The organism is Streptomyces sp. AM8-1-1, from assembly GCF_032229325.1.
Lineage (GTDB): Bacteria > Actinomycetota > Actinomycetes > Streptomycetales > Streptomycetaceae > Streptomyces > Streptomyces achmelvichensis.
In genome coordinates this window covers 6,671,846-6,688,128 of the sequence record NZ_CP135086.1, presented here as the reverse complement: position 1 = coordinate 6,688,128, position 16,283 = coordinate 6,671,846, and the positions used below count along the sequence as shown (strand labels likewise).

The 16,283-nt window shown below is 69.9% G+C and carries 12 protein-coding genes; 5 read left to right on the top strand and 7 right to left on the bottom strand.

Features of this window, described 5'->3' with window-relative positions; translation table 11 throughout:
- Window positions 1–58 precede the first annotated feature (58 nt).
- Window positions 59–3,571 (bottom strand): methionine synthase, encoded by a 3,513-nt coding sequence (metH, locus tag RPQ07_RS29830; protein WP_313947311.1) that lies wholly within the window; start codon window positions 3,569–3,571, stop codon window positions 59–61.
- A 244-nt stretch (window positions 3,572–3,815) separates the two neighbouring features.
- On the opposite strand from metH, the gene RPQ07_RS29825 reads away from it, so the two are divergent.
- The 5 genes from RPQ07_RS29825 to RPQ07_RS29805 all read left to right on the top strand — a co-directional run bounded on the left by RPQ07_RS29825 (window position 3,816) and on the right by RPQ07_RS29805 (window position 9,551).
- Window positions 3,816–4,580, top strand: coding sequence for an IclR family transcriptional regulator (locus RPQ07_RS29825; protein WP_313947310.1), 765 nt, complete (start codon window positions 3,816–3,818; stop codon window positions 4,578–4,580).
- Between the two features lie 232 nt (window positions 4,581–4,812).
- Window positions 4,813–5,601, top strand: a complete 789-nt coding sequence (locus RPQ07_RS29820; RefSeq protein ID WP_313947309.1) for an MIP/aquaporin family protein — start codon at window positions 4,813–4,815, stop codon at window positions 5,599–5,601.
- A gap of 30 nt (window positions 5,602–5,631) precedes the next feature.
- Window positions 5,632–7,158 (top strand): glycerol kinase GlpK, encoded by a 1,527-nt coding sequence (gene glpK, locus RPQ07_RS29815; RefSeq protein WP_313947308.1) that lies wholly within the window; start codon window positions 5,632–5,634, stop codon window positions 7,156–7,158.
- A gap of 6 nt (window positions 7,159–7,164) precedes the next feature.
- Entirely contained in the window at window positions 7,165–8,784 is a 1,620-nt protein-coding gene (locus RPQ07_RS29810) for a glycerol-3-phosphate dehydrogenase/oxidase (RefSeq protein ID WP_313947307.1), read from the top strand.
- Window positions 8,785–8,879: 95 nt separating this feature from the next.
- On the top strand, window positions 8,880–9,551 hold the full coding sequence (locus tag RPQ07_RS29805) for a FadR/GntR family transcriptional regulator (RefSeq protein WP_313947306.1): 672 nt from the start codon (window positions 8,880–8,882) through the stop codon (window positions 9,549–9,551).
- Window positions 9,552–9,608: 57 nt separating this feature from the next.
- On the opposite strand, the gene RPQ07_RS29800 is transcribed toward RPQ07_RS29805, so the two are convergent.
- The 6 genes from RPQ07_RS29800 to RPQ07_RS29775 form a co-directional block, all read right to left on the bottom strand.
- Entirely contained in the window at window positions 9,609–10,142 is a 534-nt protein-coding gene (locus tag RPQ07_RS29800) for a putative immunity protein (protein WP_313947305.1), read from the bottom strand.
- A 119-nt stretch (window positions 10,143–10,261) separates the two neighbouring features.
- On the bottom strand, window positions 10,262–11,290 hold the full coding sequence (locus tag RPQ07_RS29795; RefSeq protein WP_313947304.1) for an ABC transporter permease: 1,029 nt from the start codon (window positions 11,288–11,290) through the stop codon (window positions 10,262–10,264).
- Window positions 11,287–12,831 (bottom strand): sugar ABC transporter ATP-binding protein, encoded by a 1,545-nt coding sequence (locus RPQ07_RS29790; protein WP_313947303.1) that lies wholly within the window; start codon window positions 12,829–12,831, stop codon window positions 11,287–11,289. The genes RPQ07_RS29795 and RPQ07_RS29790 overlap by 4 nt, the downstream gene beginning before the upstream one ends.
- A gap of 2 nt (window positions 12,832–12,833) precedes the next feature.
- Entirely contained in the window at window positions 12,834–13,871 is a 1,038-nt protein-coding gene (locus tag RPQ07_RS29785; protein ID WP_313947302.1) for a sugar ABC transporter substrate-binding protein, read from the bottom strand.
- 71 nt (window positions 13,872–13,942) lie between these two features.
- On the bottom strand, window positions 13,943–14,719 hold the full coding sequence (locus RPQ07_RS29780) for an SDR family oxidoreductase (protein ID WP_313947301.1): 777 nt from the start codon (window positions 14,717–14,719) through the stop codon (window positions 13,943–13,945).
- Window positions 14,716–16,035, bottom strand: coding sequence for an enolase C-terminal domain-like protein (locus RPQ07_RS29775; RefSeq protein WP_313947300.1), 1,320 nt, complete (start codon window positions 16,033–16,035; stop codon window positions 14,716–14,718). The genes RPQ07_RS29780 and RPQ07_RS29775 overlap by 4 nt, the downstream gene beginning before the upstream one ends.
- Window positions 16,036–16,283 lie beyond the last annotated feature (248 nt).

Sequence of the window (16,283 nt, the reverse complement as noted above, 5' to 3'; positions counted from 1 at the left end):
TCGTCCGGCGAACATGCGCGGAGGGACGTCCAACGCGCGGTGACGCGCTGTGCGCCGTCTATCGCGCGTTGAAGTACTTCGCCTCCGGGTGGTGGATGACGATCGCGTCCGTGGACTGCTCCGGGTGGAGCTGGAACTCCTCGGAGAGCTCGACGCCGATCCGCTCGGGCTCCAGCAGCTGGGCGATCTTCGCCCGGTCCTCCAGGTCCGGGCACGCCCCGTAACCGAGCGAGAACCGCGCACCGCGGTACTTCAGCGCGAACATGTCCTCCACCTCGGCCGGGTCCTCGCCGCCGAAACCGAGCTCGGAGCGGACCCGGGCGTGCCAGTACTCCGCCAGCGCCTCCGCGAGCTGGACGGACAGTCCGTGCAGCTCCAGGTAGTCGCGGTAGGAGTCCGACCCGAAGAGCTCCGCCGTCGCCTCACCGATCTTCGATCCGACGGTGACGACCTGGAGCCCGACGACGTCCCGCTCGCCGGACTCCTCCGGACGGAAGAAGTCCGCGAGACACAGACGGCGGCCGCGGCGCTGGCGGGGGAAGGAGAAGCGGGTGCGTTCCGAGCCGTCCTCGTTCAGCAGGATCAGGTCGTCGCCCTTGGAGACGCAGGGGAAGTAGCCGTAGACCACGGCCGCCTCCAGCAGGTTGCGGGTGTGCAGCTGGTCCAGCCAGCCCCGCAGCCGCGGCCGGCCCTCGCTCTCCACCAGCTCCTGGTACGAGGGGCCGTCACCGGCCCGCGCCTCCTTCAGGCCCCACTGGCCCTTGAAGAGCGCGCCCTCGTCCAGCCAGGACGCGTACTCCTTCAGCTGGATACCCTTGATCACCCGGGTGCCCCAGAAGGGCGGTTCGGGGACCGGGTTGTCGACGGCGACGTCGGAGCGTACGGCCCCTTCCTCGGGGCGGTCCTCGACGACGGCGTTCGTGGTGGCCCGCACACGGCGCTGCTTGAGGTCGGGGAGCGTGGCGCCGGGGACGCCGCGCTTGACGGCGATGAGGGCGTCCATCAGCCGCAGGCCCTCGAAGGCGTCGCGGGCGTAGCGGACCTCGCCCTCGTAGATCTCGTGGAGGTCCTGTTCGACGTAGGCCCGGGTCAGGGCGGCACCACCGAGGATGACCGGGTAGTCGGCGGCCATCTTGCGCTGGTTGAGCTCCTCCAGGTTCTCCTTCATGATCACCGTGGACTTCACCAGCAGGCCGGACATGCCGATGACGTCGGCCCGGTGCTCCTCCGCCGCCTCCAGGATCGCCGAGACCGGCTGCTTGATACCGAGGTTGACGACGTTGTAGCCGTTGTTGGACAGGATGATGTCGACGAGGTTCTTGCCGATGTCGTGGACGTCACCGCGGACGGTGGCCAGCACGATGGTGCCCTTGCCGTCGTCGTCCGTCTTCTCCATGTGGGGTTCGAGGTAGGCGACGGCGTTCTTCATGACCTCCGCGGACTGGAGCACGAACGGCAGCTGCATCTGTCCGGAGCCGAAGAGTTCACCGACGACCTTCATGCCCTCCAGCAGCGTGTCGTTCACGATGTCCAGCGCGGGCCGGTCCTGGAGCGCCTCGTCGAGGTCCGCGTCCAGGCCGTTCTTCTCGCCGTCGATGATGCGCCGCTTGAGCCGCTCGTCCAGCGGCAGCGCGAGCAGTTCCTCGGTCTTGCCCGCCTTCATCGACTTGGTGTTGACGCCCTCGAAGAGGGCCATCAGCTTCTGCAGCGGGTCGTAGCCCTCGGCACGGCGGTCATGGATCAGGTCGAGGGCGGTCTGCACCTGCTCGTCGTCGAAGCGCGCGATGGGCAGGATCTTCGACGCGTGGACGATCGCCGAGTCCAGGCCCGCCTTGACGCACTCGTCGAGGAAGACGGAGTTCAGCAGGATGCGGGCGGCCGGGTTGAGGCCGAAGGAGATGTTGGACAGGCCCAGCGTGGTCTGCACGTCCGGGCGCCGGCGCTTGAGTTCGCGGATGGCCTCGATGGTGGCGATGCCGTCCTTGCGGGACTCCTCCTGTCCGGTGCAGATGGTGAACGTCAGGGTGTCGATGAGGATGTCCGACTCGTGGATGCCCCAGTTCCCCGTGAGGTCCTCGATGAGCCGCTCGGCGATGGCGACCTTGTGCTCGACGGTGCGGGCCTGGCCCTCCTCGTCGATGGTGAGCGCGATGAGGGCGGCGCCGTGCTCCTGCGCCAGCGCGGTGACCTTCGCGAAGCGGGACTCCGGTCCGTCGCCGTCCTCGTAGTTGACGGAGTTGATGACCGCGCGGCCGCCGAGCTTCTCCAGTCCGGCCCGGATGACCGGGACTTCGGTGGAGTCGAGCACGATCGGCAGGGTGGAGGCGGTGGCGAAGCGCCCCGCCAGCTCCTCCATGTCGGCGACGCCGTCGCGGCCGACGTAGTCGACACACAGGTCCAGCATGTGTGCGCCCTCGCGGATCTGGTCCCGCGCCATCTCGACGCAGTCGTCCCAGCGGGCGTCCAGCATGGCCTCGCGGAACTTCTTCGATCCGTTGGCGTTCGTGCGCTCGCCGATCGCCATGTACGCGGTGTCCTGGCGGAACGGCACCGTCTGGTAGAGGGAGGCGGCGCCCGGCTCCGGGCGGGGGCTGCGGTCGGTCGGCGCGAGGTCACGCACGCGCTCGACGACCTGCCGCAGGTGCTCCGGCGTCGTACCGCAGCAGCCGCCGACGAGGGAGAGGCCGTACTCGCGCACGAACGTCTCCTGTGCGTCGGCGAGTTCGCCGGCCGACAGCGGGTAGTGGGCGCCGTCCTTGCCCAGGACCGGCAGACCGGCGTTCGGCATGCAGGAGAGCGGGATACGGGAGTGGCGCGCGAGATAGCGCAGGTGCTCGCTCATCTCGGCCGGCCCGGTGGCGCAGTTCAGGCCGATCATGTCGATGCCGAGCGGCTCCAGCGCGGTGAGCGCGGCACCGATCTCCGAGCCGAGGAGCATGGTGCCGGTCGTCTCGACCGTGACGGAGCAGATGAGGGGGAGGTTCGTGCCCGTGGCGTCCAGGGCCCGGCGGGCGCCGATGACGGCGGCCTTCGTCTGGAGGAGGTCCTGGGTCGTCTCCACCAGGAGGGCGTCCGCGCCTCCGGCGATCATGCCTTCGGCGTTCTGCTGGTAGGCGTCGCGCAGCTTCGTGTAGGGGGCGTGGCCCAGCGTCGGCAGCTTGGTGCCCGGGCCCATGGAGCCGAGCACCCAGCGCTGCTGTCCGGTGGATGCGGTGAACTCGTCGGCGACCTCGCGGGCGATGCGGGCGCCGGACTCGGAGAGCTCGTGGACCCGCTCGGGGATGTCGTACTCCCCCAGCGCGGCGAGGTTCGCGCCGAAGGTGTTCGTCTCGACGCAGTCGACGCCCACCTCGAAGTAGGCCGAATGGACGGTGCGGACGATGTCCGGGCGCGTCACATTGAGGATCTCGTTGCAGCCTTCGAGGTCCTGGAAGTCCTCGAGCGTCGGGTCCTGGGCCTGGAGCATCGTGCCCATCGCGCCGTCCGCGACGACGACGCGCGTGGCCAGGGCCTCGCGGAGGGCTTCGATTCGGGTCCGGCTGTCAGCGGAAGGGGTCGGCGACGAGGCCATGGATGAGCTCCCTGGGATGCGACGGCTGTCGGCTTTGCGCCCCCGGTGGAGGGCGCACGGACTTCAGACTAGCCGGGCGGGCCCCGTCGGGGCGGGAGCGTCCCACGACGCGGACGGACTCGTCGGTCCGCGGGGGCTTTCCGCATCCTGTCGGCCACGAGATACTCACTCGGCGGTCACCAAGGTCGGCATCGACCGATAGTGTTCAGCATTGTCGAACCGCTGTGAAGAAGGGCACGAGGCGATGGCGAAAAATATCCAGTCGCTCGAGCGTGCGGCGGCGATGCTGCGACTGCTCGCCGGCGGGGAACGCCGGCTGGGCCTGTCGGACATCGCCTCCTCGCTGGAACTGGCCAAGGGCACCGCGCACGGCATCCTCCGGACCCTCCAGGCCGAGGGTTTCGTCGAGCAGGACCCGGCGTCCGGCCGCTACCAGCTGGGGGCCGAGCTGCTGCGGCTCGGGAACAGCTATCTCGATGTCCACGAGCTGCGGGCCCGGGCCCTCGTGTGGACGGACGACCTGGCCCGTTCCAGCGGCGAGAGCGTCCACCTCGGCGTGGTGCACCAGCACGGCGTGCTGATCGTCCACCACGTCTTCCGGCCGGACGACAGCCGCCAGGTCCTGGAGGTGGGGGCCATGCAGCCGCTGCACTCCACGGCGCTGGGCAAGGTGCTGTCGGCGTACGACCCCGTGGCGCACTCGGAGGCCCTGGAAGTGGACCGCAAGGCCTTCACCCCGCGGACCGTCACCGACCTGGCCGGATTCGAGTCGGTGCTCGACCACACCCGGGCGCGCGGCTGGGCGGCCGACCTGGAGGAGACCTGGGAGGGCGTCGCCTCGGTCGCCGCCCCCATCCACGACCGCCGCCGCATGCCCGTGGGGGCCATCGCCATCACGGGCGCCGTGGAGCGGCTGTGCAAGGACGACGAGGTGCGGTCCGAGTTGATCGCGGCGGTGCGGGACTGCGCCCGTTCGGTGTCCCGCGACCTCGGCGCCGGGCGTTTCTGACCGATTTGGGCGCACCAAGGGTAACGATACGGTTTTCGGCCACTCACCCCTTGACGCGCTGTTAACCGGAGGGCAAAACTGCCGTTCATCGGTCGGCATTGTCGAACACCTAACGGCAATACGCGCTAGAGTGTGGCAGTGCCAGGGCCAACGAACGCTCTCACCTGAGGGCGCGGACCGCGGAGGGACCCGAGGTCCGCATTTCCCTGGACGAAGGACAAAGGAGTCGCGGGTGTCCAGCTCCGACATCTTCATCGGCGAGCTCATAGGTACCGCCGTACTCATCCTGCTCGGTGGCGGCGTGGTCGCCGCTGTCGTGCTCAAGCGCTCGAAGGCGCAGAACGCCGGCTGGCTGGCGATCACCTTCGGGTGGGGATTCGCGGTCATGACCGCGGTCTACATGACGGGCACGCTCTCCGGCGCCCACCTCAATCCGGCGGTCACGGTCGGTATCGCGATCAAGGACGGGGACTGGGGCAACGTCCCGGTCTACTTCGCCGGACAGATGCTCGGCGCCATGGTCGGTGCCGCGCTGGTCTGGGTCGCCTACTACGGACAGTTCCACGCCCACCTGACCGATCCGGAGATCCTCGCGGCCCAGCCCGAGGAAGAGGGCCTCGTCGACCAGAAGGCCGCGCCCAAGGCCGGTCCGGTGCTCGGAGTCTTCTCCACCGGCCCTGAGGTCCGTGTGGTGTGGCAGAACCTGGCGACCGAGATCATCGGCACCACCGTGCTGGTGCTCGCCGTCCTGACGCAGGGCCTCAACGACAGCGGCAAGGGCCTCGGTGTGATCGGCGCGCTGATCACCGCCTTCGTCGTCGTCGGTATCGGTCTCTCGCTCGGCGGCCCGACCGGCTACGCCATCAACCCGGCCCGTGACCTGGGCCCGCGCATCGTGCACGCCCTGCTGCCGCTGCCCAACAAGGGCGGGTCGGACTGGGGCTACGCCTGGATCCCCGTCGTCGGCCCGCTGGCGGGTGGTGCCCTCGCAGCGGGTATCTACCAGCTCGCGTTCGCCTAAGCCGTCCCTTCGACCCCGCAGGAGCACTCCGTGACCGACGCACACACCACCGGCCCGTTCATCGCGGCCATCGACCAGGGCACCACTTCCAGCCGCTGCATCGTCTTCGACAAGGACGGCCGCATCGTCTCCGTCGACCAGAAGGAGCACGAGCAGATCTTCCCGAAGCCGGGCTGGGTGGAGCACGACGCCGCCGAGATCTGGACCAACGTGCAGGAAGTGGTGGACGCTGCCGTCGCGAAGGCCGGCATCACCGCCGCCGACGTCAAGGCGATCGGCATCACCAACCAGCGCGAGACCACGCTGCTGTGGGACAAGAACACCGGTGAGCCGGTCCACAACGCCCTCGTGTGGCAGGACACCCGCACCGACGCGCTCTGCAAGGAGCTCGGCCGCAACGTGGGGCAGGACCGCTTCCGCCGCGAGACGGGCCTGCCGCTGGCCTCCTACTTCGCGGGCCCCAAGGTCCGCTGGCTGCTGGACAACGTCGAGGGCCTGCGTGAGCGCGCCGAGCGCGGCGACATCCTCTTCGGCACCATGGACTCCTGGGTCATCTGGAACCTCACCGGTGGCACGGACGGCGGTGTGCACGTCACGGACGTCACCAACGCCTCGCGCACCATGCTGATGAACCTGCACACCATGGAGTGGGACGACAAGATCCTCAGCTCCATGGAGATCCCGGCCGCGGTGCTGCCGGAGATCCGGTCCTCCGCCGAGGTCTACGGCAGCGCCAAGGGCGGCGCCCTGGCCGGCGTACCCGTGGCTTCCGCGCTCGGCGACCAGCAGGCGGCCCTGTTCGGCCAGACCTGTTTCGCCGAGGGCGAGGCCAAGTCGACGTACGGCACCGGCACCTTCATGCTGATGAACACCGGCGAGACGCCCGTCAACTCCTACAACGGGCTGCTGACGACGGTCGGTTACCGCATCGGTGACCAGAAGGCCGTCTACGCCCTCGAAGGTTCCATCGCCGTCACCGGCTCGCTCGTGCAGTGGATGCGCGACCAGATGGGCCTCATCAACTCCGCGGCCGAGATCGAGACGCTGGCCCTGTCGGTCGAGGACAACGGCGGCGCGTACTTCGTGCCGGCCTTCTCCGGACTGTTCGCCCCGTACTGGCGTCCCGACGCCCGCGGTGTGATCGCCGGCCTCACCCGCTATGTCACCAAGGCGCACATCGCGCGCGCCGTGCTCGAGGCCACCGCCTGGCAGACCCGTGAGATCAGCGACGCCATGACCAAGGACTCCGGCGTCGAGCTGACCGCACTCAAGGTCGACGGCGGCATGACCTCCAACAACCTGCTGATGCAGACCCTCTCGGACTTCCTGGACGCACCGGTCGTGCGCCCCATGGTCGCCGAGACGACCTGCCTCGGCGCGGCCTACGCCGCCGGCCTGGCCGTCGGCTTCTGGCCCGACACCGACGCTCTGCGCGCCAACTGGCGCCGGGCCGCCGAGTGGACCCCCCGCATGGACGCCACCCAGCGGGACCGTGAGTACAAGAGCTGGCTCAAGGCCGTCGAGCGGACCATGGGCTGGCTCGAGGACGAGGAGTAAAAAATCATGACCACCCTGCAGAGCGTCCCCGCCACGGGGACGCGTCCGGCCGCCGGCTCCCTGCCGGGCCGTGCCGAGACTCGGGAGCAGCTTTCCAAGGCGACGTACGACCTCCTGGTGATCGGCGGCGGCATTCTGGGCATCTCCACCGCCTGGCATGCCGCGCAATCCGGGCTGCGGGTGGCTCTGGTGGACGCCGGCGACTTCGCCGGCGCCACCTCCTCCGCCTCCTCCAAGCTGCTCCACGGCGGTCTGCGCTATCTGCAGACCGGCGCGGTGAAGCTGGTGGCGGAGAACCACTTCGAGCGCCGTGCGGTCTCCCGCCAGGTGGCCCCCCACCTGGCCAACCCGCTCACCTTCTATCTGCCGGTCTACAAGGGCGGACCGCACGGCGCGGCGAAGCTGGGAGCGGGAGTGTTCGCGTACTCCGCGCTCTCCGCCTTCGGTGACGGCGTCGGCCATGTCATAGGCCCGGCCAGGGCGCAGCGTGACGTGCCCGAGCTGCGTACGGAGAACCTCAAGGCCGTGGCCGTGTACGGCGACGACCAGATGAACGACTCGCGCATGGCACTGATGACGGTCCGCGCGGCCGTCCAGTCGGGTGCCACGGTGCTCAACCACGCAGAGGTCACCGGACTGCGCTTCACCAAGGGCCGGGTCACCGGCGCGGAGCTCAAGGACCGTACCGACGGCACCGAGTTCGGCGTCAGCGCGCGCCTGGTGCTCAACGCGACCGGTCCGTGGGTGGACCACCTGCGCAGGATGGAGGACGCGAACGCGGCCCCCTCCATCCGGCTCTCCAAGGGCGCCCATCTGGTGCTGAAGCGCACCTCGCCGTGGAAGGCGGCCCTGGCGACCCCGATCGACAAGTACCGCATCACCTTCGCCCTCCCGTGGGAGGACATGCTGCTGCTCGGCACCACCGACGAGGCGTACGAGGGCGACCCGGCGGACGTCGCGGTCAACGAGAAGGACACCGCCCAGATCCTGGACGAGGCCGCGTACTCGATCCGCGACCAGCAGCTCTCCCGCGATCTGATCACCTACTCCTTCGCCGGTCTGCGGGTCCTCCCCGGCGGCCCCGGCGACACCTCGAAGGCCAAGCGCGAGACGGTGGTCACCGAGGGAAGCGGCGGCATGCTCTCGGTCGCCGGCGGCAAGTGGACGACCTTCCGCCACATCGGCCGCACGGTGATGAACAAGCTGGCGGCCCTGCCCGGCCACCCGCTGGGCGAGTACGACGAGGGCCTGGTGCCGATCTCGCGGCTGCCGAAGAAGCTGCCGCTGCCGGGCATCGCCAACCCCAACGCGGTCGCCCACCGGCTGCTCGTCGGCGGCGACGCCCCGGGCTCGCGCATCGCCGAGGACACCGCGCGTCATCTCGCGACGCACTACGGCTCGCTGTCGTTCGACATCGCACGGCTCGCCGAGGACGACCCGGCGCTCGCCGAGCGGATCCACCCCGACGCTCCCGAGATCTGGGCGCAGGTCGCCTACGCACGCGACCAGGAGTGGGCCGAGACGGCGGACGACGTCCTGCGCCGCCGTACGACGCTGACGATCCGCGGCCTGGCGACGGACGAGATCCGCGCCAGGGTCGAGGACGTCCTGGGCAGGAAGGCCTGACCTCGGGTCGGTTTTCCCCGACGTGGGCGGCTCTCGGGGGGCCGCCCACGTTGTACGCTCAGACATCCGATGAATGAGGGACCGAGGGGGCCGTCGTGGCAGTCACCGACGAGGCGATCGAAAAGATCAAGGGAATGATCGTCTCGGGTGCCCTGCGCCCCGGCGACCGCCTCCCCAAGGAGAGCGAACTCGCCGCCGAACTGGGCCTGTCCCGCAATTCGCTGCGTGAGGCCGTGCGCGCGCTGTCGCTGATCCGCATCCTGGACGTGCGCCAGGGTGACGGCACCTATGTGACCAGCCTGGACCCGCAGTTGCTGCTGGAGGCGCTGAGCTTCGTGGTGGACTTCCACCGCGACGACACGGTGCTGGAGTTCCTCGCCGTACGCCGGATCCTGGAGCCCGCGGCCACCGCGATGGCCGCGAGCCGCATCGGTGAGAGCGAACTGGACCGGCTGAGCGCACAGCTGGACGCGCTGGGGCCCGAGCCCTCCGTCGAGGAACTGGTCGCCACCGACCTGGAGTTCCACCGGGGCATCGTGCAGTCCTCGGGCAATTCCGTGCTCTGCTCGCTGCTGGACGGCCTGTCCGGACCGACGACGCGGGCCAGGGTGTGGCGCGGACTGACGCAGGAGGACGCGGTCAGCCGCACGCTGCACGAGCACCGGGCGATTCTCTCCGCGCTCCGCGACCGCGACGCGGAAGCGGCCCGCTCATGGGCGACGGTGCACATCGCGAGCGTGGAGCAGTGGCTCCGCTCGACGCTCTGAGGGCTGTCCCACAGCCCCGGAGAGATGTCCGTACGAGCCCCTGGTACGCGCGCTCCCTCAGACGCGGAGAGCGGCGTCGAGATCACGGATGAACTCCCCCACGCGCCCTCCCCCGGGAGGCGCGGCGGGCAGCCGGCCGAGCACCGCGGGGACCGCCGGCGGTGCGTGATGGCGCGCCCATTCCAGGGTCCCGGCGGTCACCCGCCGGTCCTCCGCGGACGCCAGTTCCTCCGCCCGCGCCGCATGCGCTGCCGCCCCGAGGACGTGCTTCACCTGATGGGCGCTCGCCTTGGGATGCAGATACGCGGCCGCCGCCGCATGGCTCGCCGCCCGTGCCGCGTCGGCAGCGGGCGGCGAATCGGCTTCCTGCGCCGCCTTGTACGCCGCCCACGCGCTCTGCCGCAGGGCGGCCGTGCGCCGGCCCCCGGCGGCGAAGGCGTGTGCCGCGTCGATGGCCTCACGAGGGCGTGTGTCGGTGGGCAGGGTCTGCTCGAAGATCGACAGCGTCCTGCGCGCACAGTCGGCCGCATAGCCCGCGATCTCCCGCAGCTCGTGTTCGCTCAGCTCGATGTCTTCCGGCTCGGTCGGCACGGCTCCATCCTGCCGCAGGTCACCGACGCCCGACGCCGTTTCGATCAGATCCGCCCGGCGCCGGAGGCAGGCGAAACGTACCTGCTCGCGGCCCGGGCGGACACGCCCCACGACAGCCCTCAGTCCTGCTTCTCACCGCTCGCGAAACGCGAGATCACCAGCGCGACGATGATGATCGCGCCGTTCAGGAACTGGTTCCACAGCGCCGGCACCCCGCCCAGCGTCATGACGTTGACGACGAGTTGAAGCGTCAGTACGCCGGTGAGCGCCCCGAAGAGCGTGCCGCGGCCGCCCTTGAGGCTGATGCCGCCGATCACCGCCGCGGCGAATACCTGGAAGATCCAGCCGTTGCCCTGGGTGGCGGCGACCGAGCCGTAGTGGCCGGTGTAGAGGATGCCCGCGAAGGCCGCCAGCAGACCGCCGATCGCCAGCACGATCCAGGTGATCCGGTCGACCCGGATGCCCGCCGCCCGGGCCGCCTCCGGGTTGCCGCCGATCGCGTACAGCGCGCGTCCGTGGCGCAGATAGGCCAGTGCCGCACCGCCGATCGCGAACAGCGCCAGACAGATCCACACCGCGGCGGGCGCGCCCAGCCAGTCGGTCTTGCCGAGGTAGCGGAAGGACTCCGGGACGTCGGTGATCGACTTGCCCTCGGTGATGCCGATGTGGAGGCCGCGGAGCATCGTGAGCATGCCCAGGGTGGCGATGAAGCCGTTGACCCGCAGCTTCAGCATCAGGAAGCCGTTGACCGCGCCGATCGCCATGCCCACCAGCAGACAGACGGGGATGGCCGTCCAGACGGGCAGCAGTTCCAGCCCGAGGAAGCGTCCGCCCTCGCTCGGCAGCACCAGCCACATGGCGACGACCGGAGCGATGCCGATGGTGGACTCCAGTGAGAGGTCCATCCGGCCGCAGATGAGGATCAGTGCCTGACCGAGCACCAGCAGGCTCAGTTCGGAGGACTGCTGGACGACGCTGATGAGGTTGTTGGAGGTGAGGAAAACCGGCGAGACGATGAACCCGATCACCATCAGCACCAGGATCACCGGCACGAGCGAGAAGTCGCTCCACCGGATCAGGCGCAGCCGGCTCGCCGGGCTGTCGCTCTTCGTCCCGTCGGCCGTGAGCGGCCGTATCGTCCCGGTCATTCCTGCTCCCCCACACCTTCCATGGCGGCCACCAGTTCGCGGTCCGTCCACCCGCTGCCGAACGTCGCGACCACCCGTCCGTGGAAGAGGGCGAGCACCCGGTCGCAGACCCGCAGATCGTCCAGCTCGTCGGAGATGATGACGGCCGCGCTGCCTTCGTCGGCCACCCGGCGCACCACACCGAGCAGCGCGTCCTTGGACTTCACGTCCACGCCCGCGGTGGGCCGCAGGGCGACCAGCGCACTGGGCCGGCGGGCCAGCGCCCTCGCCACCACCACCTTCTGCTGATTACCGCCGGAGAGCCCGGAGACGGGTTGCTCCGGCCCCTGCGTCTTGATGTCGAGCGATGCGATCATGGACTGGGCGAATTCCCTTGTGCGAGAGGGCAGTACGGTGCCCCACGGGCCGAGCTGGTCGGTGACGGTGAGCGTGGCGTTCTCGGCGACGCTGCGGTCCACGACGAGTCCCTGGCGATGACGGTCCTCGGGGATGTAGCCGATCCCGGCGTCGAGCGCGTGCGGCACACTGCCGGGCTTGACCTCGCGGCCGTGCACGGTGATGCGCCCGGCGCCGGCCTTGCGCATGCCGACGAGGATCTCGCCGAGCGCGGTGTTGCCGCTGGCCGCGGCGCCCGCCAGACCGAGCACCTCACCGGGCCGCACCTCGAGGTCGAGCGGCTCGAACTCCCCCTCCAGGGTCAGCCCCTCGGTGCGCAGCACGGGTTCCTCGGTGCGTACGGGCCCGACGGGCGCATGCCACTGCGAGGTGCCGCTGACGGAGTCGCCCGTCATCGCCGCGACCAGGTCGTCCTTGGTGAGTTCGGCGACCGGCGCGGTGACGACATGGCGGGCGTCGCGGTAGACGGTGACGGTGGTGCACAGTTCGTACACCTCCTGCAGATGGTGGGAGATGAACAGGAACGCCACTCCCTGGCTCTGGAGCTCCCGCAGTTTGGTGAACAGCCGCTGGATGCCGCGGGCGTCCAGCTGCGCGGTCGGCTCGTCGAGGATGATCAGCCGGGCGCCGAAGGAGAGAGCTCTCGCGATCTCCACGAACTGCCGCTGCTCGACGGCGAGATCCTTGGCCCGGGCCATCGGGTCGACGCTCACGCCGTACCCGGCGAGCAGTTCCTCGGCGCGCCGCCGCAGTTGCCGCCAGCTGATGAAGCGGCTGCCGGCGTCGAACCGGTTGAGGAAGAGGTTCTCGGCGACGGTCAGGTCGGGCACGACCATCGACTTCTGGTAGACGCAGGCGACCTTGGACTGCCAGGCCGCCGTGTCCCCGAAGGCGGGTGCGGGCTCGCCGTCGAAGGTGACGGTTCCCGCGTCGGGCCTGTGCAGGCCGGTGAGGACGCTGACGAGGGTGGACTTGCCCGCGCCGTTGCGCCCGACGAGTGCGTGGGACTCGCCGGGCGCGACGGTGAGCCGTACGCCGTCGAGCGCGACGGTGGGCCCGAAGCGCTTGACGATCCCTTCCGCGTGCACTGCGGCGGGTGCGTGCGCGGAGTCCGCGGCGTCTGCGGCGTCTGCGGCGTGTGGCATGACTAGCTCTTCTTCTCCAGCTGGTTGGCCCACAGCTTGGGGTCGTCCACGTTGTCCTTGGTGACCAGTGGCGCGGGGAGCTGGTCCTCGAGGCCGCCCGGGATCTTGATGATGGTGGAGCCGTGGTCGGTGGGACCTTCCTTGAAGGTCTTGCCGTCCAGCGCGGCCTTGGCGTAGAAGAGCGCGTACTTGGCGTACAGGTCGGCGGGCTGGGAGACGGTCGCGTCGATCTTCCCGGCCTTGATGGCGTCCAGCTCCTCCGGGATGCCGTCGTTGGAGATGATCGTGATGTGGCCCGGCGTGCCCGGCGGCTTCAGCAGCTTCTTCTGCTCCAGGAGCGCGAGCGTGGGCTGCAGGAAGACGCCGCCGGCCTGCATGTAGATGCCGTTGATGTCGGGGTGCGCGGCGAGGGTGGACTGGAGCTTGGCGGAGGCGACGTCGCCCTTCCAGTCGGTGGCGAGCTCGAAGACCTTGATGCCGGGGAACTTCGTGTCCATGCAGGACTTGAAGGCCTCGGAGCGGTCGCGCCCGTTGATCGAGGACAGGTCGCCCTGGAACTCGACGACCTTGCCCTTGCCCTTCAGCTGCTCGCCGAGGTACTGGCAGGCCTTCTCGCCGTACGCCCGGTTGTCGGCCCGCACCACCATGTAGACGTTGCCCTTGTCGGGGCGGGTGTCGACACTGACGACCGGGATCTTCTTCTCCTCCAGGGTCTGGAGCGACTCGGCTATCGCCCCGGTGTCCTGAGGGGCCATCACGACGGCCTTGGCGCCCTGGTCGGTGAACGTCTGCACATTGGCGACAAGTTTGCCGATGTCGTTCTGCGAGTTGGTCAGGGACAGCGCGTCGACCTCACCGGCCTTGACGCCCTTCTCGACGTACTGCTGGTAGGAGTTCCAGAAGTCGCTGTCGCTGCGCGGCAGATCGATGCCCACCTTGCCGTCCGCGGATCCGCTGCCGGAGTCCCGGTTGCAGCCCGCGAGGGCCGTCACGGCGAGCAGCACCGCGCAGGCCGCGGCACTTGTCGTACGCACTCTCATTGGTCCCGTCCTTCGGTGGTGTCGGCTCAGGTGGTGCTGGGCGTGGCGGGTGTTTCCGGTCTGCTGTGTGCTCAGGTCGCGGGGCGCAGGCGCAGGCCCTGCATCCCGCCGTCGACGGCGAGTGCCGTACCGGTGACGGCGGCCGCGGCGGGGCTCGCGAGATAGACGATGGCGGCCGCGACCTCGTCTGCGGCGACCAGCCGGCCGGTGGGCTGACGGGCCTCCAGGGCGGCGCGTTCCGCCGCCGGGTCGTCCGCCCGGTCGAGCAGCCGGCCGATCCAGGGGGTGTCGGCGGTGCCGGGGTTCACGCAGTTGACGCGGATGCCCTCGCGGACGTGGTCGGCCGCCATGGCCAGGGTGAGTGAGAGGACCGCGCCCTTGCTGGCGCTGTAGAGGGCCCGCTGGGGAAGGCCCGCGGTGGCGGCGATGGAGCAGGTGTGGGTGATGGAGACACAGCCGGGGCGGTCGGCTGCGGCCGCGCGCAGATGCGGGAGGGTGTGCCGGGCGACGCGCACCATGCCGAGCACGTTGATGTCGAGGACGCGCCGCCACTCGTCGTCGGGATTGTCGGCGACCGTACCGACGGCGCCGATGCCCGCGTTGGAGACGACGGTGTGCAGGGCGCCGAACTCGGCGGCCGCCCGGTCGACGGCCGCGCCCACCGCCGCGTCGTCGGTGACGTCCGCCGTGACGCCGAGAGCGCCGTCGGGGCTGCCCGCGAGGTCACGGTCGAGCACGGCCACCAGCGCGCCCCGGGCGAGCAGTTGCCTCGTCACGGCCGCACCGATGCCCGACGCCCCGCCGGTCACCAGGGCGCAGAGCCCTTCGAAGTCCCTGACGGCCGTCATGAGTTGACCTCCTCGATGGTGCGGCGGGCCTGCCAGACGGGACCCTCCGGATAGCGGTGGGCGGCCATGGACTCCGGGAGCATGCGGGCGGAGAACCCGGGGGCCCGCGGCGCGACATAGCGTCCGGCGTCGATCTCGGCGGGGTCGGCGAAGTGCTCGTGGAGGTGGTCGACGTACTCGATGACGCGGTCCTCCCAGCTGCCGGAGACGGCGACGTAGTCGAACATCGCGAGGTGCTGGACGAGTTCGCACAGACCCACCCCGCCGGCGTGCGGACAGACCGGGACGCCGTACTTGGCCGCGAGCAGCAGGATCGCCAGGTTCTCGTTCACCCCGGCGACGCGTGCCGCGTCGATCTGGACGAAGTCGACGGCCCCGGCCTGGAGCAGCTGCTTGAACACCACACGGTTGGCGACGTGTTCGCCGGTGGCGACCTTGACCGGCTGCCCGGCGCGTACGGCGGCGTGGCCGAGGATGTCGTCGGGGCTGGTGGGTTCCTCGATCCAGTGCGGCTCGTAGGGCGCGAGCGCCGTCATCCAGCGCACCGCGTCCGCGACGTCCCAGCGCTGATTGGCGTCCACGGCGATACGGACGGAGGGGCCGACGGCGGCGCGTGCGAGCTTCATGCGCCGGATGTCGTCCTCCAGGTCACCGCCCACCTTCAGCTTGATCTGGCCGAAGCCGTCGGCGACGGCTTCCTTGGCGAGGCGGACGAGCTTGTCGTCGGAGTAGCCGAGCCAGCCGGGCGAGGTGGTGTACGCGGGATAGCCCTGGCGGCGCAGCCGCGCGGTCCGTTCGGCGCGGCCGGGTTCGGCGGCGCGCAGGATGGCCAGCGCCTCGTCGGGGGTGAGGACGTCCGTGAGATAGCGGAAGTCGACGAGGGAGACGAGCTCCTCGGGTGTCATCGAGGCGAGGAACTCCCACACCGGCAGGCCGGCGGTCCTGGCCGCCAGGTCCCAGGCGGCGTTGACGACCGCTCCCGCCGCCATGTGCATCACGCCCTTCTCCGGGCCGAGCCAGCGCAGTTGGGAGTCATGGGTCAGTTCGATGTGCAGATCCGCCAGGTCGGAGGCGGTACGGGGGGCGGGCCGGCCGATCACATACGGGCGCAGGGCTTCGATGGCGGCGGCGGTGACATCGTTGCCGCGGCCGATGGTGAAGCAGAATCCGTGCCCTTCCGACCCGTCCTCGGAGCGCATCACCAGGTAGGCAGCGGAGTAGTCGGGGTCCGGGTTCATGGCGTCGGAGCCGTCGAGCTGTTCCGAGGTGGGAAAGCGGATGTCGTGAACCTCGAACTCCGTGACGGTCTGACTCATGCACGCACCCCCGGGGAAGAACATCGGACCTCTTGCGGTCATCCGATGTATAGCGTCGTCGACGCGCCACCGTCCAGGCCCGTGACGAAATTTCTCGGACACAGCTCGGATGAATCGAGGGCCGGACGCCCTTTTGGGCAAACCGTTGCCCCGGGGCGCCGAAGTTCACCCGCCCGTGCCGGGGGGCTGCGGCCCGGGACCTCGTAAGCCGTAAGGTTGGGGCGTACGAAAGGGAACTTCGGAAGGAG

What these genes read in the sequence shown, in the direction of transcription:
- metH (WP_313947311.1), bottom strand. Translation starts at nt 3,571, where the DNA reads ATGGCCTCGTCGCCGACCCCTTCCGCTGACAGCCGGACCCGAATCGAA.
- RPQ07_RS29825 (WP_313947310.1), top strand. Translation starts at nt 3,816, where the DNA reads ATGGCGAAAAATATCCAGTCGCTCGAGCGTGCGGCGGCGATGCTGCGA.
- RPQ07_RS29810 (WP_313947307.1), top strand. Translation starts at nt 7,165, where the DNA reads ATGACCACCCTGCAGAGCGTCCCCGCCACGGGGACGCGTCCGGCCGCC.
- RPQ07_RS29795 (WP_313947304.1), bottom strand. Translation starts at nt 11,290, where the DNA reads ATGACCGGGACGATACGGCCGCTCACGGCCGACGGGACGAAGAGCGAC.
- RPQ07_RS29790 (WP_313947303.1), bottom strand. Translation starts at nt 12,831, where the DNA reads ATGCCACACGCCGCAGACGCCGCAGACGCCGCGGACTCCGCGCACGCA.
- RPQ07_RS29785 (WP_313947302.1), bottom strand. Translation starts at nt 13,871, where the DNA reads ATGAGAGTGCGTACGACAAGTGCCGCGGCCTGCGCGGTGCTGCTCGCC.
- RPQ07_RS29780 (WP_313947301.1), bottom strand. Translation starts at nt 14,719, where the DNA reads ATGACGGCCGTCAGGGACTTCGAAGGGCTCTGCGCCCTGGTGACCGGC.
- RPQ07_RS29775 (WP_313947300.1), bottom strand. Translation starts at nt 16,035, where the DNA reads ATGAGTCAGACCGTCACGGAGTTCGAGGTTCACGACATCCGCTTTCCC.